Origin of the sequence: Shewanella maritima (assembly GCF_043643735.1) — a bacterium.
GTDB lineage: Bacteria > Pseudomonadota > Gammaproteobacteria > Enterobacterales > Shewanellaceae > Shewanella > Shewanella maritima_A.
This window is the reverse complement of the sequence record NZ_JBHZSM010000019.1, coordinates 1-20,152: the sequence shown is the minus strand read 5'-3', so window position 1 is coordinate 20,152 and position 20,152 is coordinate 1. Positions and strand designations below refer to the sequence as shown.

Genomic DNA, 20,152 nt, shown 5'->3' with positions numbered 1-20,152 from the left:
ATTGGTTTTTATATTAAACAAACCGTAAAATACAAAACAGATACAGTTAATCACCAAAAATACAGTACAGTTAGGTAGCCTTATGGCCTTTTTTAAGTATCAGCAACTCATCGATGATGTTATTGCGCAAATAGATAGTGAGCAACTGACAAACAAACTGCCTTCGGTCAGGGCATTAGCGCGTCATCGCAATATTTCAACGGCAACGGTTGTACAGGCATATCATGAATTAGAAAGACGTGGGTGGATACTGGCAAAACCAAAACAAGGTTTTTTTGTCAATACTTTGCCGAGAACGAAGTTACCTGATTATGGTGTCGCTGTCAGCCATTGCAAAGCAAAGATCCCACTGGTTGAAGCTGTGCAGTTTTCATTTAATGACTCTGCTATTGTGCCGCTATCTTGTACTGCACCAAGTACCGTAGTAGATAATGAAGCCTTATTGAATCGACTCTATAAACAAGCCTTTAAAACGAGACCATTTCAGTTAATCATGGATGACCCGATTGAGGGACTGCCTTCGCTTCGTAAACAACTTGCTAGTCATCTATCTCACGCCCAAGGACGGGTTAGCGCGGCAGAATTACTGATCACCAATGGCCGAAAAGATAGCTTACAGATCGCGCTGCTGGCCAGTAACGCATTACAGTCTCCCATCGCTGTTGAATCCCCAACATCTTTCTACTTTCAAGCTATGCTGTCACAATATCAAGCTGAGGTAATTGAAGTGCCAATGCAAACCAATTATCAAGATGAATTAGCATTACTTTCAAAAACTCACCAGCAACGTCCCTTTAAAACCTATCTAGTCAACCCAAATTTTGCAGATCCAACAGGCCGGTTACTCTGCGTAGAAGATAAACGCGCCCTGCTCGTTTGGAGTGTCAAACACCAAGTAACATTAATAGAATATGACAGGGGAGAATTGTATTTCGGTGCAAATAGGCCTGTGTCACTAACACACTTAGTCAGTCATAGTCAGCAACATATAAATTCTCCTGATGCAGAGGTTTTATCTAAAGCCAGAGTCATCAGTATCGGAGACTTTTATGACACGGTATCGCCCACATTTAGCTTAGGTTACCTACATTGCAAAAATACCTACCAAGCATGTTTATTTACCAAACAAACTACTGCAGAGGAAGCAAACGTCGGTTTACAACAGATGATGGTGCAATTGATGAGCTCTGGGCAATATATGCAGCTTGTAGAAAAACTTAGGCAAACAATGCGTCAACAAATGCACAGTTTCAAACAACTACTCAGCGCTGAGTTAAACACACTAGCAATGCCTATTTATATCAGCCAACCATCAGGCGGCCCATGTTTATGGTGCAAACTACCTTCAGAGCTAAGTAGTGCAGCACTGTGGGATAAACTAATTCAACGCAATGTTGCTATTGCCCCCGGTAGTATGTTCACCTTTTCGAGCGACTACGACAGCTTCTTTCGGGTTACTTTTGCCCTACCTTGGAATCGGGTCTTTTCTGAAGGGGTAACAACTTTGGGGAAAACTATTTCAGAGTTTGTGCAGCAACCAACTAGAGACAATGGTTAGCTCTTGAAATTTCGTTTACGTAATCAAGAACCCTAGACTTTATAATGGTACCCGAGGCCAGATTTCAACTGGCACGTCTGATTTTCATTAAGAGTTCGAGGGATTTCTCTTCTATGGTTGATGACGAAAAAACGAATACAAAAAAGCCCCAACTTTCGTTGAGGCTTTTATGTCCATCACTCCGAAGAGCTTAATAATGGTACCCGAGGCCAGACTTGAACTGGCACGCTTATTCAGCGAGGGATTTTAAATCCCTTGTGTCTACCGATTCCACCACTCGGGCAAAAGTGTCGTTTCAATCGAAAATCATCAATTAAAACAAAATAGTGGAGGCGCGACCCGGAGTCGAACCGAGATCGACGGATTTGCAATCCGCAGCATAGCCATTCTGCCATCGCGCCATATAAACAATAACCAATCTTTAATATTCATAAAAATTGGAGCGACATATCGGGTTCGAACCGATGACCTAAACCTTGGCAAGGTTTCGCTCTACCAACTGAGCTAATGTCGCTTTTTTCGGTTGCTGGTTAACTTTATTAACTGCTTCCGTTGTCTACGAGGGAGCATTCTACCGATTTAACTTTCTGTGTCAAATGCTGATTTCAGTATATTTAACTGTTTGCACAGTATTTAAACTCATTGTGGTATTTGTGTACTATTCAGCTGTTAAATCTTTCCACGCGGCGATTATATAGGCCAGCATTGACCAAAAAGTAAGAATAGCCGCAATGTAAAATAGTCCAAATGCCACATTAGTTAGCATTTCAGTTGGCTGCCAAATCAAACCAATAATCGCGATCATTTGTGCTGCGGTTTTATATTTCCCCAACCACGACACAGCAACCACACCTCGCTTACCAATTTCAGCCATCCATTCTCTGAGTGCCGAAATCACAATTTCTCGTCCAATCATCAATACTGATGCTAAAGTGAGGAACACATTGTCATACTGCTGAACTAACAGGACTAACGCTGTAGCAACCATCACTTTATCGGCAACCGGGTCAAGAAATGCACCAAAGCGAGTTGACTGATTTAATTTCCTAGCAGCGTATCCATCCAGTGCATCAGTAACTGCAGCTAACCAAAATACGAAAGCTGCGGCAAATGGAGCCCAAGTATACGGGAGGTAAAACAGGACAACAAAGACCGGCAGTAAGACTAAACGGAAAAATGTTAATGCTATAGGTAAATTAAACGGCATTAGATAAACCAATTTTATAGAAGCAGCGCCAATCTTGCCTTAATTTTACCCTGCCCGCAATGCATCATGGATTGTTTGTGCCATTTCTAAGCTAATTCCAGGCACTTTTACTAATTCAGCAATGCTTGCCGCTTTCACCTCTTGAATACCACCAAGGTGTTGTAATAAGGCTTTACGGCGTTTAGGGCCGACACCAGCAATTGACTCTAAAGTTGAAGTATTACGTGTTTTCTGACGTTTATTACGATGCCCCGTTATTGCAAAGCGGTGAGATTCATCCCGAATATGTACCATGAGGTGAAATGCCGGAGAATCATTGGGTAATTCAAACTGTTGTTCACTACCACCAATCAAAAAGGTTTCAAGCCCTTGTTTACGCCCTTCCCCTTTAGTCACACCAATTAAAAGTGGAGCAACGTCTAGATGCTGACATTTATCATCAACAATCTTTTGCGCCACTCTTAACTGGCCTATGCCACCATCAATAAACAAAATATCCGGCACCTTGCCATTAGCATCAATTTTATCAAAACGGCGAGATATTGCTTGTTGCATAGCAGCATAATCATCGCCTGCAGTAATTCCATTAATGTTATATCTGCGATAATCAGCTTTATGTGGGCCTTCTCGATTAAACACCACGCATGATGCTACCGTGCTCTCCCCCATGGTATGACTGATATCAAAACATTCCATTCGGTTAATCTGGCGAGTAAGCTCTAAAGCTTCTTCAAGTAATTGGAAGCGTTGTTCAACCGTTTTCTTATGGGATAGACGTGTTGTAACGGCATTGTGAGCATTGGTCTCAGCTAAACGTAAAAAGCTGGCTCTTTCACCGCGCACATTAGTCTTTATTTCTAATTTCTTTTCTAGTGCAGCTTCGATAGCAGATTGTAATGTTTTTAGCTCATCAAACTTGTGACTTAAAATTATCTCTTTTGGTATTGTGCGTTGAATATCTGCATTGAGGTAGAACTGACTTAAAAATGAATAGAGTACTTCATCCAGTTCGGTTTTAGCTGGTATGGTCGGATAGTAGCTGCGAGACCCAAAGATTTTACCGTTACGAATAAACATCAAGTGAAAGCAAGCAACCCCCGAGGCGTAATGTGCACCAATCACATCCATATTACCACTATGATTAGATACCTCTTGCTGTTCAGCCACTTTCCTCAATGCGGTAATTTGGTCTCGGTAACGGGCAGCTTGCTCATAGTGCATATCAATGGCTGCCGATTCCATTTTAGCGACCAACTGACTAATAACCTGCTGATCTTTACCTTTAAGAAATAACTGGGCCAATTTTACCTGTTCGTGATACTCATCATCACTGACCATAGCAACGCAGGGAGCGCTGCACCTGTCTAATTGGTATTGCAAGCAAGGTCGAGAACGAGATTTATAATACAGGTCTGCGCACTGTCTTATAGGAAACAGTTTTTGCATTAAATGTAAACTTTCCCTCACGGCTCCACCATTGGGATAAGGACCAAAATATTGGCCTTTTTCACGTTTTGCACCGCGATGATAAGCGAGCCTTGGGTGTTTATGGCCACTCAGCAGAATATAGGGGTATGATTTATCATCTCTTAACAGCACATTGTATTTAGGCATGTACTGTTTGATGTAATCATTCTCAAGCACTAATGCATCTGTTTCACTGTGGGTCACAGTGACATCAATATCTTCAATATTGGCAACCAGCGCTTGAGTTTTTACATTAGGTAGGTTTACCCGAAAGTAAGAGGTTAATCGTTTTTTTAAATCTTTTGCTTTACCAACATATATGACCTGCTTTTGCTTGTCATACATACGATAAACTCCCGGTTGGGAAGTCACGGTTTTTAGGAATTCGCGGGCATTAAAACTGTTTGGCATAAAGAGAGTCAAGCAGCGCTAACACGCTGCTGTATTTTAGAAAGAGCCAGTATCGAGCATTTTATAACGGATAGCTAAACGGGTGAGTTCAACATCACCACTGATATCCAATTTAGCAAACAAACGATAGCGATAACTATTAACTGTTTTTGGGCTTAAATTCAGCTTCTCAGAAATATCGTTAACTTTTTCACCATTGGTAATCATTAACATAATCTGCAATTCACGCTCTGACAAAGAGGTAAATGGATTTTCATCGGTATGGCTAAATTGACTTAACGCCATTTGCTGGGCAATTTCAGGCGATAAATAGCGTTGCCCACGTGATACTTGCAAAATAGCTCTGATCACTTCCGGAGAAGTAGAGCCTTTAGTTAAATAACCTGATGCTCCGGCTTGCATTACCTTAGTAGGGAATGGATCTTCAGTTTGAACAGTTAACACAATAATTTTTGCGTCAGGCTGAAAACGTAAAATTTTACGCGTAGCTTCAACTCCTCCCATTCCAGGCATATTCATATCCATTAAAATGACATCAGCTTCATTTTGGCGAGACCACTGCACAGCAGTTTCACCATCAGGAGCTTCTCCCACCACCTTAATGCCACGCTCATCTTCTAATATACGACGGATCCCTGTGCGTACGAGTTCATGGTCGTCAACAAGATATACAGAAATCACCAAAAACCTACCTATTATTCATATTTAAACAACAGAGTTGAATAAATTTATTCTTATTAGAAATTGCATTGTTTTAGACAAAAATCATAAGCAATTTAGCATTAATTGTATATCTGATAAAGCAAGTTACGACAGTTGAGAATTGATTCAGTTATAAGTACCTAAAAGCGAGTTCAATTACTCTCCTTGAATCGTTAATACTAACTGCCTCGAACCACCATTATTTCTGTGTTCACACAAATAAATCCCTTGCCAAGTTCCCAAGTTCAACTGTCCATGAGTGATGGGTAAAGTGTGGTTAGAGCCAATGATAGTCGACTTAATGTGTGCAGGCATATCATCAGAACCTTCATAAGTGTGCTGATAATAAGGCGCGCCTTCTGGAACAAAATGATCAAAATGGCTTTCAAAATCATTTCTAACGGTAGGGTCAGCATTCTCATTTAGTGTTAATGAGGCTGAAGTATGCTTTATCAATATATGCAATAACCCGACTTTAATATCGGCTATCTCAGGTATTGAGCTAATTATTTCATCATCAATCAGGTGAAAGCCTCTAGGCTTTGGAGATAGGTTTATTTGCTTCTGGAGCCACATATTTTTCTACCCATATGATTTATTGCCCACATCTTACATTTCAAATCACATTAAGTGAAAAGAAAAATAATATATGAGCAATAATATCATAGAGATAGCACGCGCACTCTAAAGCCTATGAAATAGAGCGATTAGGGTACGATCTAGTCACCTGAGTTGTTATCTTCTGTATTAAGTGGCATTGAGTCAATCTCCAACCAGGCAATGAATAACTTATAACCCAGCGCTAACACAACCGCTCCCACGAAGAGCCCAACAATGCCCGACATAATCATGCCACCAATCGCGCCAAGAAGAATAACCAGCATAGGTATATCAACACCACGCCCCATCAGTACCGGTTTCAAAATAGCATCACTACCACTGACCAGCACCGACCAAACTAAAAAAATGGTTGCTACAGTGGTACTTTCTACAGTAAACACAAAGGCTGCTAAAGGGCCTAAAATAATAATGGGAGGCAATTGCACAATAGCTAAAAGCAAAACAGCTAGCATCCAAATCGCTGTACCGGGTACATCAACAAACACTAAACCTAAGCCAGCCAAGGTGCTTTGAATAATCGCGACACCTATTACGCCTTGAACCACACTTCTTACGGTGGCGACGGTAAGGGCTTGAAAGTCTTCTCCATGCTTACCTGCAAGGCGGACGGCTACTTTGTGAGACATCTCGCTAGAAGTAGCTGCACCTTTCATAAATACGCCAGCAATGATGATAGAAATAATAAACTGTAAAAATGTTAGACCAAAGCCACCCAACATCGAGGCGAGTGATGACGTCATTGACTTCAACTTTTCACTATTCGCTTGAATCAGTGACTCTAAATTAGAAGATGCACCTAACCAAAACTGATATAGCTTCTCACCGATAAGTGGCAGTTCAGCGACGGATTCTTTTGGTGGAGGAATGACTAATGTACCTTCACTCACTTGCGCCACAAAGTCAGTGGTACCAGTAATCAAGGTGCCAGAAAATGCAACAACAGGCACAATAAGAATGGCTAAGGCTATCAATGTTACTATTAAGCTTGATTTCCCAACGGAAAGATTCAATTTTTTCGACAACATCAATACCACCGGGTAAAGTGTAATCGCAATAATCGCGCCCCATAATATTGGCATAATAAATGGTCTAATGATGTTAAAGCACCATAGGATCATCAAAAAAATCAATGCAACTTTGATGGAAGCTTCAATGGCAAACTCGCTAAACTTTGCTTTGGTAAGCTGTGTTTTACTGTCAGACATAGAAAATCCTTACTCTATAGTAAAAGGGGAACCCCTAAGTTTTTAACCAGCGCCACTGCCGAGTTTCTAAGAAAAAAGACATCACTATCATGTAAACACTCACCATGAATATTTGTGCAATGCGAATGTAAAAGCTGTTGGCCACATCCGCATCAGAGGAAGTGACAGCAGAACAAAGCAATACTAATAAGGTTGAGAAAATAGTAGCAAAAATTGGGGCTTTTTCAGGGTTATGATAAATTTTAGTAGCAAAAAATATTGCTAATAGCATCATGAAACCCACATAAAAAATCAGTGATGGTGAAATAACTATCACATTATAAAATGCAATCGCCAAAATACCGCCAATCACATTGGTAATGAGCAAAAACAAACTCACTTTAACTGTATTATTCTCAGTCGTTTGCAACGATAAAATAGCAATGAAAATCATCGTCAGAAGTGCATCAGTAATTTGCAATATATAGAAAACGCAAATCACTGGATATGCTAGTACTAACGCCTTAAATGCCGCATTTTGTCTAGATTCAGAAGATAGCTCCGGCGCATTTAATTCATCTTTCTCAGGCGCTAAATCAGGCAGTATCACATGAAATAGTGAGAAAATAATGACCGCGACTAAACCAGAAAGCCCCAATCCAAACGCGACAATACCCGCCATACCTGGGTGTAACACCGCCATGTATGGCAACAGCAAAGTTGCGATAATCACCATTAATGCAAAGAAGTTCCACCGAGGATCACTGAAAAGGTAATACGCCCATAACATGGCAATGGCAATGACTGGCATTAGCACCGCAGGATATTGAACTGGCCCAAAGGTCACGACCCAAGCAATAAAGCCAATAACCAACATTGACGCCAGCAATTCATAGAAGGTCTGCAACGTAGGCGCCTGTCTGTCGACTAAAAACTTAGCCACAAATACAGGAACGATAAAAGCTAAGGGCCAAGCCACCAAGGCTGATACCAGAATGGCAACCCCCATAGCGAGTGTAAAACGTAACACTCGCCGGGTGACTATCAGCTTTTGTGAATCCACATCCGTGGTTTGAGCTAACGCCTTATCTGACATATGAGAATAGGCTCACGATACGTATCCAAAGCTTACCAAGCACATTCAATAAACCATTTTCATCTGTATAAACAATCACATCAGCTTGCCCACCGACGCGCTTTAGCCCTTTGGCCACCTCAGGGTCAAATTTAATGGTCACAGGAAAGCGCTGTGATTGCCTTAACCAACCTGTTTGCTCAGAAGGTTTAGCCAATTTACCGGTTTGCTCATTTTGCCCCCAATCAACACCATAATCGATGTAAGCCACTTCACCTTGGAAGACTTTTCCAGGTGCATAATCTAAGGCAAACTCAACTTTGTCGCCCGGATTAATATTACCTAGACTGTTCTCCCTAAAGCTTGCTTCAATCCATATATCGTCTGCAGAGATAAAGGTCATAATTGGCTGACCTGCTGCAGCATATGCGCCCTCTTTTAATCTAAAGTTAGAAGCAACCCCCTGAGAAGGTGCACGTATATAAGTCCGCTCAAGGTTTATTTGAGCCTGCTCAAGTTCTAACAATGCTGATTTAACATTCGTATTATTTTCACCCTCTGCACCAAGACGCTCTACAGCTTTAGCTAAATCAGCTTGTGCACTGGCAACACCAGCTTCAGCACTGGTAAGTTCCGCTCTTGCATTATCCCCTTCTGCTTGAGACATAACACCGGTTTTAACCATTTCAAATACGCGCTCAGACTGTACTTTGGCATTCTCATAGTTGGCTTCAGCACTTTTAACTTTTGCCTCAGCGGCACTCACACTGGCAGTGAGTGCTCCCATATTCTGACCCGCTCGAGTCACTGTCTGTTCGGCTTTAGATAAGGCAATTTCGTAGTCTTTCGGGTTAATACGTGCCAATACATCATTTTCTTGTACTAACTGATTGGGAATAACCGATATTTCAACTACTTCACCTGATACTTCGGGGGTAACGGGAACGACATAACCACGCACACGACCTAAATCAGAAAGAGGAATAAAGCGATCTGCTACCAATTGAAAAACAAATACACTAAATACCACAGCTAAAATGATATTTGTCGCTTTGCGAATTTTATTCGTTTTTTGTTGTGCTTGAAGGTTTGCCTCTTGATTAATATTTTCGGCTTCCGCAGTTTCTTCGGCGGGGTTATCATGATTAATCTGTTGCGGCTTTTCTGACTCGGTTGAATCAGTTTTAGATGGTTCGTTATTGACGATTTCAGAGTCTTTCTGCTCGTTGCTCATCGTAATTCATTCCTTGATAAAAATGTCTGTGCATCCAGTTAAACCTATTCAATTAATGGCTAAGATTGCATAGAACACTCATGCTTGACACACATCTGTGCAGTTCTGCGATTTCAATAAGCTATTAAATTAAATGGAATACCTTGCTTCTTTACCACTTAAGTTAACAAACCCATCATAATGTTACAAACAGTTCGCATGTGTAAATCAATAAATTAACTCAGGTGATAGCTTTACAACAAAATATAACTGGACACTACTAGCATTAGAGAGAGGACGGAAAGTAAGAGAGGATACGGAGCAATATAAATGCAAAAAGCCCGCTAAAATAGCGGGCTTTTTGACTGAATATGGCGGAGAGATAGGGATTTGAACCCTAGAGGGGCTACAAACCCCTGCCGGTTTTCAAGACCGGTGCATTCGACCACTCTGCCATCTCTCCGAACGCCGCGAATAATATGACAACCAAGCTAAGCTGTAAAGCCCTAAATGAAAAAAAGCTGACACTTGCCTAGTATTCAACCAACATTAGCTAGCAAATCATATCACAGTTTATCTTATTCATATTTTGTAAGTGAAAAGCGGTAAGTTAATGCAAGATAGCATCTTTATACCGATAAAATAGAAGGATATTAATCAGCTAAATCCCATAAGGATAGCCTCAAAAATCCGACGCAAAAATTCAAATATGCTACTATCGGCCTAATGACTACTCGACAAAGCTTTTATTAGACCTTATGACTCAAACCTGTTTACCCAGCTCTGCACTCGCGCCGCAATTTAACCTTCCAGCGCAATTAAGCTCATCTATCTATTCAAGCCATCTACTACTCGGCCAACAAAGAGTCGTTGATAGCTTCGTTTTGTGTTCAAAGCTAGCTGAGCAACATTTATTCCTCGCAGATTTTCCGGGCGTAAACCGTGTTAAATTCATACAAGCTTTAACCTTACAGGCATCGACACCAAGTGATGCCTATCTAGTTGCCAGTAAACAGAATGGCGATACCAGTTTTCATTGGCAAGATATGGTGGTTCCAGAAAATGTAGGCACTATTACCGTTAAGGATGAGTTATTTACCTACTTGCACGGCAAAATCACTCGTGCTCAGTTAATTGGTAAGGTGACCAAAAAAGCAAATGCCACCCAATATGAAGCAGGCGCACTGGCCAAACACCATTATGTGTACATTTGTGTGGAATCTTTATGGAAACGCGAAAAACTGTGGGAGTTGTTAGCGCAAATTATTGAAGATGGCCAATATAGTGTAAACAGCGAACTTGCCCCTATACCGCTAAATTGCAAAATAGTGCTGGTAGGTTCAAGTTTGTTTTTTAGCCATTTGAGAGAAGAAGACAAATTGTTCATGAAACAATTTGCTATGTTAGCTGAAATGAATCACGAGTTGGATTTAACTAAGCACAGTGAACATCAATATATGCAGTGGCTTCAAGCAATTGCGGAAATTGAGCAAGTTCAACTCGACATATCTGCCATCAGACCTTTGCTTTGGTATAGCGCCAAAATGGTGGAGCACCAACAACGCTTGAGTCTTAACATGATTGCTATGGGACAACTAATAGCGCAAGCCAACGTTTATTCTAACGAAACACAAGTGTCAGCCAAAGCCGTTTCGACCGCAATAGAGAAGCAAATCGAACGTCATAATAGCTCTGAAGAATATGCAGCTCAAAACTTTGATGACAAATTTATCACGCTTCCAACCGATGGTGACATGATAGGCCAGATAAACGGTTTAACCGTTATCGATACCGGTGACTACAGCTATGGCGAACCAGCAAGAATTTCAACCACGGTGCATTATGGTGATGGAGAAGTGGCAGATATTGAACGTAAGTCAGAATTGGGCGGCAATATTCATGCAAAAGGCATGATGATCCTCTCTGCTTGCTTATACAGAATTTTTGGCCGTGATGCCCCGCTACATTTAAATGCCAACATTGTGTTTGAACAGTCATACCAAGAAATTGATGGTGACAGTGCTTCATTAGCGGAATACTGTTGTTTAATGTCAGCGATTGCTGAGACGCCCATTCTTCAGAGTTTTGGCGTCACAGGAGCGTTAGACCAATTTGGTAATGTTCAAGCTATCGGCGGCGTAAATGAAAAGATTGAAGGCTTTTTTAAATTATGTAAACGCCGTGGATTAACGGGCAAACAAGGTGTAATTATACCCCGCGCAAATATTCTGCAATTAAACCTTGAGCCTGAAGTCATTATTGCGGTCAATGAACAACAGTTTTTTATTCATGCCATTGATCATATGGATCAAGCTGTTGAACTCTTGATGCAACTCCCCGCAGGTGAAGCAGATGAGCATAACACTTTCCCTGATTCGTCTCTTTACGGCAAGGTTCAACAAAGGCTTGATAGATTAGCGGGACATGAAATTGAAGCGGAAACTCCCTCATTTTTAGCTCGAATACTGAAAAGATTGCGCTCAACAGAGTGATCGGAGTTGTTTAGCGTACACGTGTTCGCTATCTTGTTGCCATCTTATAGCGTATAGAGTGGTATCGAGTTAAATGGAAAAAGCGAACAGTTTCACTAAAGAGCAGTTAATTGCTTGTGGTCATGGTGATTTATTAGGCCCAAATCGTCCTCGTCTTCCCATTGATAATATGCTGATGATTGATCGCATTGTCACAATTAATGAAGATGGCGGTGATTTTGGTAAAGGCGAAATTGTCGCAGAATTAGACATTACTCCAGAACTATGGTTTTTTGACTGCCACTTTGCTGGTGATCCTGTCATGCCAGGTTGTCTTGGCTTAGATGCAATGTGGCAATTGGTTGGTTTTTTCCTAGGCTGGGAAGGTGCTGAAGGTAAAGGACGCGCTTTAGGGGTAGGTGAAGTCAAGTTTACTGGCCAAGTACTGCCAGAAGCTAAAAAAGTCACTTACAAGCTAAACATTAAGCGAAAAATCCACCGTAAACTCGTCATGGGTATTGCTGATGCGGTAATGGAAGTTGATGGTAGAGAAATATACTCAGCAACCGATCTGAAAGTTGGTATTTTCCAAGATACCTCAACATTCTAAATATCGAATGTGACACTTTACAACACTAAAATGCCCTCAAAACACGACTGCTGTTTGAGGGCATTATTCTTTCCTTTTTGAAAAATTTATTTATTAAACAATCCACTCAAGCGACCGTCAGTCCCTTCACGCCAACCACCTAACCATTGTGATTTAGAATCCAGATTAGCGTAGGGACAATTATCTTTAGATCGACCTCCAATCCCTGCCTGAAACCCCTTCGAAAAAGCTCTATCTAAACGATCTCTTTTTTGTCTTTTCATGCAAAACGTCCTCTAAAAATTGTTCCATGAAACCCAACTTGCACTTGGCAAATCTTTGCTTCACCTCTAGAAATAGATCGATTTTTAAACAAGATCAATCCCTATTTTGATCAAGTTCATGCCTAAATTGATTAAGGTATTGAGATCTGAGTTAAAAATAAATTGATCGATTTTTGCTCGATATTTTTACCAGTTTGGTCTACTTCAATTTTGAACACTCTGTTCAAAAATACAGCTAAAAGAAGCTCACAAAAAACTTGGAAGGAGAAAAGATTGGTAATAGGAATCCTCGATATAGGGCGAGTAAATACAAGAGCGCTTTCACAAGAACTTGAATTAAGAGAATTCAATAGAACAAAACGAATATAACAGCATTAACTATAAGTTAAGCCAGTCAACAAACCACCTCCTGTAGAAGGTAGCTTTGTGTTTGCCCCCGTAAATGGACGTTTCAGCTATTTTGTAGCCTCAATGACACCGATAGACGATTAGATTTAAAGCCGTTGAAAGCATGGATATTTTCATCGAGCTTTTTTAAAACCAAGGAAGGGAATGTGCTTACTGCGTCATTAAATGTGATTGTATAAAACTAACATGTCATGTAAGCAGAAAATGACAGTTAAGCCTATTGAATGATAATCAACGAATGAAGTAGGTGTTTTATGGGGCTGAAAGTAAAAAACGGTAGCAAAGTCATTTGCTACCGCTCGATGATTTTAGTTAATACAGCGTCGGCTTGTGGTTTATTTTGCCCAAGTAAAGCGTCGACGCATCCACAATAACGGTAAAGCAAGTAACCATGCCAAGCTAGCTGCCCCTTTGCGCTCATAAGGGGTTTCTTCTTCGCGATCTGATACGGTACAAGCTTCACCATTTACCGGTTTCATCACCACCATACGAGGAATGGTGGACGTTAATGGCTCACCATTAGCGTTCAATTCAAAAAACGGCTTGTTGTTTTCACCTAGTATTAGATTGCCATCTTCGTCATACTGAAAAGTTGGCTTACGGATGAAAGCAGTACCTACAATTGTTCCATCTTCGTTAATTCCATTAGCCTCAACAACATAAATTTCAGAGTCATAGGTTAACCGCTCGCCAGTACCATCAATAACCGTGACTTGTCTGCGCTCCCAATCCTGCCCATCATTTAGCATATAACCTCGCGATTCACAGGTTAGCAACGCATTAATGTTCGAAAAAGACTCATCATTGTGATTATATAAAAAGCCAGCTTTCGGTCTTGGCTTTTCTTTATCGAAAGTCACTTCAATATTACCTACAACCTGACCTAGGCTATTAATGTCCTTTGGACGGCTACTGAGATCCGATAAACCTGCTAAAAAGTCATCAGGTGTAATCACTTCTGCATCAGGGTTAGTCGTATCATAAATGAAGAACTTTTCACGTTGATAACCATTGATATAGCGCTCATAAGAGCCTACAAGTAAGCCGCTATCGTTGACATCATAGGCTATTGAACGAAATATATCGTCAATCATCGGTACCCAGTTATATTCATACTCTCCAGCTGAATTTTTCGACCAAAATGCCGCATCTTGACGTAATTTATCACGGTTATCATTTCGATAAACATGAGAACGCCCTACAACGATGTCACCTTGAGGATTGATACCCAAACCTTGAGCAACAAAAGTAGAGGTAGAGTCATCATCTGGCGTTAAACCAAGCTCAAGTTCAGTAAACTCAGGTACGCCATCTTCATCTAAAACGTCTAAGTCCCATACACCAGCTCTCATTTGGTATTGAATAGCAACAAAACTACTATTTGTATCGGGATATTGTAAGTTTTGAATACAGGCTTCAAGTGGAACAGGATTATCTTCATCAGAAGGCTCTAATGATTGCTCAACACAAGTATTAATGTACGATTTACTTTGTTCCGCAATATCAGTTGTTGCATAACCTACAGCAATATTATCATTGTTTACCGAAGCTATAACGGATGCACCACCGACATTAACTTCTTGCTCATCAAAGTCTTCTGTAGCTTCATAAAGGTACGTTGTATAAGGAGGGGGGAGTGTCAACTCTGAGTCATTTACTATTGCTACACCACGGTTTTCAAAATCTCGGTAATACCAAAACTCTTGATCTTCTATTTCCCCTTCATAAGGTAAAGTTCTCTCTTCACCTGTTCTTGCACCAACTTTTACACCAGCATCATTAAGGCCGTAAAAATAAGTATCAATTGAGTTTACAATCAGTTCACCTTCATCATCCCTTTCTGTTGGAGGAGTTGTACCCGCAATACTAAAAAATTCGGGATTCCAAGGCGTTTCAAGATGGTTTTCTTCAGCAGTGAAAGTAAAGTTATTCGCTTGAATAGGTAAATAAACGGAATAAGTAATACGCTCTTGAGGCAACAAACCATCTTCGACGTCGATTAAATCATCATCAAAGTCATCATCAGACAGCTTTCTCTTACCTTTAGATACACCAATAAGTTCATCATTAGCATTCACGCCCATAGCGTAACCATTACGCGTGCCTTCAATAGTACCGCTTAAGTCGATTTCAACGAGGCCAGTATCTGGGTTTACGGTTTCTTCAATATTAAGGATTTCGTAGACAGGTGCTGCTTGTACTTGGCTTAATGAAGCAATCACACCTAACGCAACCAGTGATATACCTCTATTCAACTTTAACTTCATGTAATAATTCCTGTTTTTATTATCCGCTACTTTAACGACTCGAGCTCTTCCCATCGTTCAAAGCAGGTTTCTAACGCTTGTTCTTTTTCCGCTAACGCTTGTAACTGAGCATTAACGGTATCTTGTGTTTGGTTGTAAAACTCGGGGCTATTAACTGCTTCCTGCAGTGTTTCAATCTCTTGCTCTAATTGTTCCATTTGCGCAGGTAAAGCTTCTAACTCTCGTTGTAACTTATATGAAAGTTTTTTTGCAGCCTTTTCTGGCGCTTTAACAGGCTTTTCCTTTTGAGGCTGTGCAGTTTGGACAACAGTTTCTGTCTCGGGTTCCTCAGTATAAAATTTTGCCCCCTGAGCAACGGCATCCTGGTAACCGCCAACATACTCTGACCAATGTCCATTGCCAGCAAACCACCAGCTACTGGTTACGGTATTATCGATGAATGCCCTATCATGACTAACGATTAACAGAGTACCTTCATAATCAGTCAATAAAGACTCGAGTAACTCAAGTGTTTCAATATCAAGATCATTGGTTGGTTCATCGAGAATAATTAAATTAGCTGGACGTAACAGTAACCTGGCTAACAAAAGTCGGTTTTTCTCACCGCCAGATAACGCTTTCACTGGCGTTCTTGCACGCATAGGTGAGAACAAAAAGTCCTGCAAATAGCTCAATATATGCCGGTCTTGACCGTTAATTGTTACCGTGCTTTTGCCTTCGCCGACGTTTTCTTCAACAGTCTTCTCAGGATCTAGCGCTTCACGATACTGATCAAAATATGCAACTTCAAGCTTGGTTCCGACTTTTATTTCACCTGATTGTGGCTGAAGTTGCTCAATCAACAGTTTTATCAATGTTGATTTACCGCAACCATTTGGGCCAATCAACGCGATACGATCGCCACGCATAACAGAAGTAGAGAAGTTATTGACCAAGCTTTTCTCTGGAATACTGTAATTGATGCTCTTTACATCAAACACCAGCTTACCTGAACGTTCAGTATCAGATACCGCCATCTTAGCGTTGCCTTGGCGATTGATCCGCGCTGTTCGTTCTTGCCTTAATGCTTTAAGGGCACGAACGCGGCCTTCATTACGTGTACGGCGGGCTTTAATACCTTGGCGAATCCATGTTTCTTCTTCAGCTAAACGCTTATCGAACTGGGCATTTTGTTCTTCTTCTACCCTTAGCCACTCTTGTTTACCGGCTAAGTAAGCTTGGTAATTACCAGGCCAATTGGTTACCACGCCGCGATCAAGGTCCACAATGCGTGTCGCCATGCGCTGAATAAACCCACGGTCGTGACTGACAAAAACAATCGCGCCTTTATAGTTAAGGAGAAATTGCTCTAACCATTCAATAGTATCAATGTCGAGGTGGTTTGTCGGTTCATCTAATAGCAATAAATCAGGCTCGCTCACTAGCGCTCTTGCAAGTGCGACTTTGCGCTGCCAACCGCCTGATAATTCACTTAAGGGCTTATCGGCATCTAACCCAAGCAACTGACAAGTTTGTACAATGCGAGAGTCGAGCTGCCAACCATTATTATGATCAAGGGCTTCTTGTAGGCGTTGCATGCGTTTGAGCATCTGTTCCATTTTCTCTGGAGATGCTTCCGCTATATCGTGAGACAGTTGGTGGTATTGCTCGAGCATTTCACCAATCTCTTGTAACCCAGCTGCAATATAGGCATAAACAGTCCCCTGCTCTGCTTTAGGTGGGTCTTGCTGTAAGCGGCTAACATTAACATCAGTGGCAATATTAAACTCACCGTCGTCAAGCAGAACATCACCGGATAAGACTTTCATTAGACTGGATTTACCAGCGCCATTTCGTCCAACGATACATACACGTTCACCAGGTTCAATGGTAAAATCTGCATTTTGTAATAATGGCGTGTAACCGTATGCTAAAGAGCCATTATTAATTCGAACAAGACTCAATCTAAACTCCTATGAATGCTTGTAGTTGGTCTAATTCAAACGGCCAGCATAAAGCTTGTTTGCCATCAGAAAAAACCGGAATAGTGGTACCATATAGTTCAGCGAGCTGTGAGTCTTCACAGATATCGATGTATTGATAGTTAATGTTGAGTTGGTCAACTAATACTTTAGCCAACTCACACAAGTGGCAACCATCGGTATGGTAAAGGGTAAACTGACGATTATGCATGGGTAATTTGCCACACGTTATGAATGTGCGGATTACGCTTATAATCAAGCGGTAAACATTGGTCATCAATGTTGCTAACTTTGACACCCAACTTATTCAAACCATCCACGTCCATTTTAAATTTGCGCTTGTTGTTTGAAAATATAATTTCACCATTTGGTGCAAGCAATTTAATCAAATCCGTCAGCATTGCAAGGTGATCACGTTGCACATCCCAGCTATCTTCCATTCGCTTTGAATTTGAGAATGTTGGTGGGTCGATGAAAATTAAGTCAAACTGCTTATCATCGTTATCTTTAATCCATTGCAAACAATCTGCTTGAACAAACTGATATTTTTTATTTGCTAACCCATTAATGGCAAAGTTTTCTTTTGCCCAAGTTAGATAAGTATTTGACATATCAACAGTCGTGACACTGCTAGCGCCACCTAATGCTGCATGCACTGACGCTGAACCAGTATATGAAAACAAGTTCAGTACATGTTTACCTGATGATTTTTTCCCAACGAGTTTGCGTGTCACACGGTGATCTAAAAATAGGCCGGTATCTAGATACCCTGTTAAATTCAATTTAAAGCGAGCATTGTATTCTTGAGTAATGACTTCTAACTTTTGCTCATCAAGCTTTTGATACTGACTCGTACCCTTTTGGCGCTCACGTGTCTTTAAGGTAATGTTATCAGGACTAATGCCTAACGCATTTGGCAATGCTAACAATACATCGCTGATGCGACGTTTAGTTACAGCTTCAGGAATGGTCGCTGGCGCTGAGTATTCTTGAATCACCACATAGTCAACATACTTATCAATGGCGACATTGTATTCAGGTAAATCGGCATCATAGATGCGGAAACTATCTATTCCCTCTTTCTTAGCCCACTTATTAAGCTGTTTCATATTTTTGCGAATACGATTGGCAAATGCCGGTGCGATATCACCCACATCCACGCCATCAGGTAACTGCGGTGCATTTCTACGGGTACTTTTAGCGTGTAAAGTGTATAAATTAAATGCACATTCAAGCGCACCATTAAACATCTTCATTTGCTTATCGGCTTTTAACTTCAATGATGAAATAAGCTCGACATCGCTACACAACATAGCCACTTTCCAGCCACCAAATGATTTCTTAAAGTTATCGCCCAACTGATAATACAGTTGCAGTAATTCAGTAATGCTGCCTAAACGTTCACCATAAGGCGGATTAGAAATTAAAAAGCCCGTGGCTTCTGGCGGTGTCACGTTAAGTGCATTGGCAACAGAAAATTCAATAAACTCCGCAACACCGGCATTTTGTGCATTTCGTTTAGCAAGCGCGACTAATCGAGAATCTATATCTGAACCATAAAACTTAATATTACAGCGTGTTTTGCCTAATGAGGCTCTTGCTTGTGCTTCATCTACAATGTTTTGCCACAAAGTGGGGTTATGGCTGCGCCAATTTTCAAAACCAAAACTTTGACGTTGTAAGCCTGGTGCAATATCTGCCGCCATCAGCGCCGCTTCAATTAGCACTGTTCCACTGCCACAAAATGGGTCCATCAAGGTAGTAGGTTCTGCTTGCCAACCTGAACGCGCTAACATGTTTGCTGCTAAATTTTCTTTTAAAGGCGCTTCACCTGTTGTTGCCCGGTAACCGCGCTGGTGTAATGCTGAACCTGAGAAATTCATAGCAATCGTGACTTGACCATTGCGGTAATGAGCATCAATTTTAAAATCTGGATTGACGCGTTCAACATCAGGACGACGTTCACCGTCATCTCTGAAACGGTCTACTACCGCATCTTTAATTTTAAGCGCGCCAAACTGGGTGTTTTTAATGAAACCACCAGTACCATGGAAGTCGATACTAAAAGTGTGCTTATTAGAAAAGTGAGATGGCCAGTCAATACAATATGCAGCATTGTATAGCTGTTCAGGCGACTCGCATTGCCCTTTGTAAATCACTAATACAATGCGACTCGCAAGGCGTGTCCATAAGGTAATACGGTAAGCAAGCTCTAGGTCTGCTGAGAAATACACACCAGCCACACTTTCTTTCACTTCTAGGGCGCCAAACCCTTTCAGTTCATTCGCTAAACTGTATTCAAAACCTTTAGGTGCTGCTGCAAAAAAATTAAACATGTTGGGTCACTATCACCATCTCAAAAATCAGTCGGTTATTATACCTGCATAGCGCCACAATACCCAATGACTTATGCTATTTGTTTGTCGTAAAACACCCCATTCAATTTTATTGCGCCAAACTTTGAGCGACTCACTCTCGAACAAGGTAAAAAGGGTACTCATAGGGAATGAAGCAACAACAAAATGATTACTTTAACAGCAGTCGAACAGCTTTTTTAGATTAAGACTTGCAATGTGACATTCAGGTCGATATAGTTCGCCCCGCTTTGAAGCACAGCGGTAATTCAGTAATGAAATCCGAATTATTTCAAAGTTAATCGGACGCGGGATGGAGCAGTTTGGTAGCTCGTCGGGCTCATAACCCGAAGGTCGTCGGTTCAAATCCGGCTCCCGCA

Annotated in this window: 15 protein-coding genes and 5 tRNA genes; 4 read left to right on the top strand and 16 right to left on the bottom strand. The window is 41.1% G+C overall.

What is annotated here, in order from left to right; genetic code table 11:
• The first annotated feature begins 82 nt into the window (after positions 1–82).
• On the top strand, positions 83–1,558 hold the full coding sequence (locus ACHUGF_RS16370; protein WP_394132819.1) for an aminotransferase-like domain-containing protein: 1,476 nt from the start codon (positions 83–85) through the stop codon (positions 1,556–1,558).
• Between the two features lie 197 nt (positions 1,559–1,755).
• On the opposite strand, the gene ACHUGF_RS16365 is transcribed toward ACHUGF_RS16370, so the two are convergent.
• From ACHUGF_RS16365 to ACHUGF_RS16315, 11 genes are all read right to left on the bottom strand, one after another.
• Positions 1,756–1,841 (bottom strand) — tRNA-Leu (locus ACHUGF_RS16365).
• 44 nt (positions 1,842–1,885) lie between these two features.
• Positions 1,886–1,959: transfer RNA gene (locus tag ACHUGF_RS16360), tRNA-Cys, on the bottom strand.
• A 37-nt stretch (positions 1,960–1,996) separates the two neighbouring features.
• Positions 1,997–2,072, bottom strand: a tRNA-Gly gene (locus ACHUGF_RS16355).
• 144 nt (positions 2,073–2,216) lie between these two features.
• Positions 2,217–2,765 carry a CDP-diacylglycerol--glycerol-3-phosphate 3-phosphatidyltransferase gene (gene pgsA, locus ACHUGF_RS16350; protein WP_394132818.1) on the bottom strand — a complete coding sequence of 183 codons (549 nt, stop codon included), beginning with the start codon at positions 2,763–2,765 and terminating at the stop codon, positions 2,217–2,219.
• Between the two features lie 45 nt (positions 2,766–2,810).
• The gene (uvrC, locus tag ACHUGF_RS16345; protein ID WP_394132817.1) at positions 2,811–4,643 is read right to left on the bottom strand and encodes an excinuclease ABC subunit UvrC; all 1,833 of its coding nucleotides are present in this window, start codon (positions 4,641–4,643) and stop codon (positions 2,811–2,813) included.
• Positions 4,644–4,679: 36 nt separating this feature from the next.
• Positions 4,680–5,324 (bottom strand): UvrY/SirA/GacA family response regulator transcription factor, encoded by a 645-nt coding sequence (gene uvrY, locus ACHUGF_RS16340; RefSeq protein WP_394132816.1) that lies wholly within the window; start codon positions 5,322–5,324, stop codon positions 4,680–4,682.
• A 177-nt stretch (positions 5,325–5,501) separates the two neighbouring features.
• Positions 5,502–5,921 carry a secondary thiamine-phosphate synthase enzyme YjbQ gene (locus ACHUGF_RS16335; RefSeq protein WP_394132815.1) on the bottom strand — a complete coding sequence of 140 codons (420 nt, stop codon included), beginning with the start codon at positions 5,919–5,921 and terminating at the stop codon, positions 5,502–5,504.
• A 143-nt stretch (positions 5,922–6,064) separates the two neighbouring features.
• Positions 6,065–7,171, bottom strand: coding sequence for an AI-2E family transporter (locus ACHUGF_RS16330; RefSeq protein ID WP_394132814.1), 1,107 nt, complete (start codon positions 7,169–7,171; stop codon positions 6,065–6,067).
• Positions 7,172–7,205: 34 nt separating this feature from the next.
• Entirely contained in the window at positions 7,206–8,246 is a 1,041-nt protein-coding gene (locus tag ACHUGF_RS16325; RefSeq protein WP_394132813.1) for a DUF2955 domain-containing protein, read from the bottom strand.
• Positions 8,236–9,459: an HlyD family secretion protein gene (locus ACHUGF_RS16320; protein WP_394132812.1), complete on the bottom strand. Its 1,224-nt coding sequence runs from the start codon at positions 9,457–9,459 to the stop codon at positions 8,236–8,238. The genes ACHUGF_RS16325 and ACHUGF_RS16320 overlap by 11 nt, the downstream gene beginning before the upstream one ends.
• A gap of 351 nt (positions 9,460–9,810) precedes the next feature.
• Positions 9,811–9,901: transfer RNA gene (locus ACHUGF_RS16315), tRNA-Ser, on the bottom strand.
• 295 nt (positions 9,902–10,196) lie between these two features.
• Here ACHUGF_RS16315 and ACHUGF_RS16310 point away from each other — a divergent pair.
• A complete protein-coding gene (locus ACHUGF_RS16310; protein WP_394132811.1) occupies positions 10,197–11,930 on the top strand; it encodes a Lon-insertion domain-containing protein in 1,734 nt (577 codons plus the stop codon).
• A gap of 73 nt (positions 11,931–12,003) precedes the next feature.
• Positions 12,004–12,519, top strand: coding sequence for a bifunctional 3-hydroxydecanoyl-ACP dehydratase/trans-2-decenoyl-ACP isomerase (fabA, locus tag ACHUGF_RS16305; RefSeq protein ID WP_394132809.1), 516 nt, complete (start codon positions 12,004–12,006; stop codon positions 12,517–12,519).
• 86 nt (positions 12,520–12,605) lie between these two features.
• On the opposite strand, the gene rmf is transcribed toward fabA, so the two are convergent.
• The 5 genes from rmf to rlmKL all read right to left on the bottom strand — a co-directional run bounded on the left by rmf (position 12,606) and on the right by rlmKL (position 19,754).
• Positions 12,606–12,782 carry a ribosome modulation factor gene (gene rmf / locus ACHUGF_RS16300; RefSeq protein ID WP_394132807.1) on the bottom strand — a complete coding sequence of 59 codons (177 nt, stop codon included), beginning with the start codon at positions 12,780–12,782 and terminating at the stop codon, positions 12,606–12,608.
• A 743-nt stretch (positions 12,783–13,525) separates the two neighbouring features.
• Positions 13,526–15,457 carry a DUF3466 family protein gene (locus ACHUGF_RS16295; RefSeq protein ID WP_394132806.1) on the bottom strand — a complete coding sequence of 644 codons (1,932 nt, stop codon included), beginning with the start codon at positions 15,455–15,457 and terminating at the stop codon, positions 13,526–13,528.
• A gap of 26 nt (positions 15,458–15,483) precedes the next feature.
• Positions 15,484–17,400, bottom strand: a complete 1,917-nt coding sequence (locus ACHUGF_RS16290) for an ABC transporter ATP-binding protein (RefSeq protein ID WP_394132804.1) — start codon at positions 17,398–17,400, stop codon at positions 15,484–15,486.
• A 1-nt stretch (position 17,401) separates the two neighbouring features.
• Positions 17,402–17,629, bottom strand: coding sequence for a glutaredoxin family protein (locus tag ACHUGF_RS16285; RefSeq protein WP_394132802.1), 228 nt, complete (start codon positions 17,627–17,629; stop codon positions 17,402–17,404).
• The gene (gene rlmKL, locus ACHUGF_RS16280; RefSeq protein WP_394132800.1) at positions 17,622–19,754 is read right to left on the bottom strand and encodes a bifunctional 23S rRNA (guanine(2069)-N(7))-methyltransferase RlmK/23S rRNA (guanine(2445)-N(2))-methyltransferase RlmL; all 2,133 of its coding nucleotides are present in this window, start codon (positions 19,752–19,754) and stop codon (positions 17,622–17,624) included. The genes ACHUGF_RS16285 and rlmKL overlap by 8 nt, the downstream gene beginning before the upstream one ends.
• A gap of 325 nt (positions 19,755–20,079) precedes the next feature.
• On the opposite strand from rlmKL, the gene ACHUGF_RS16275 reads away from it, so the two are divergent.
• Positions 20,080–20,152 (top strand) — tRNA-Met (locus ACHUGF_RS16275).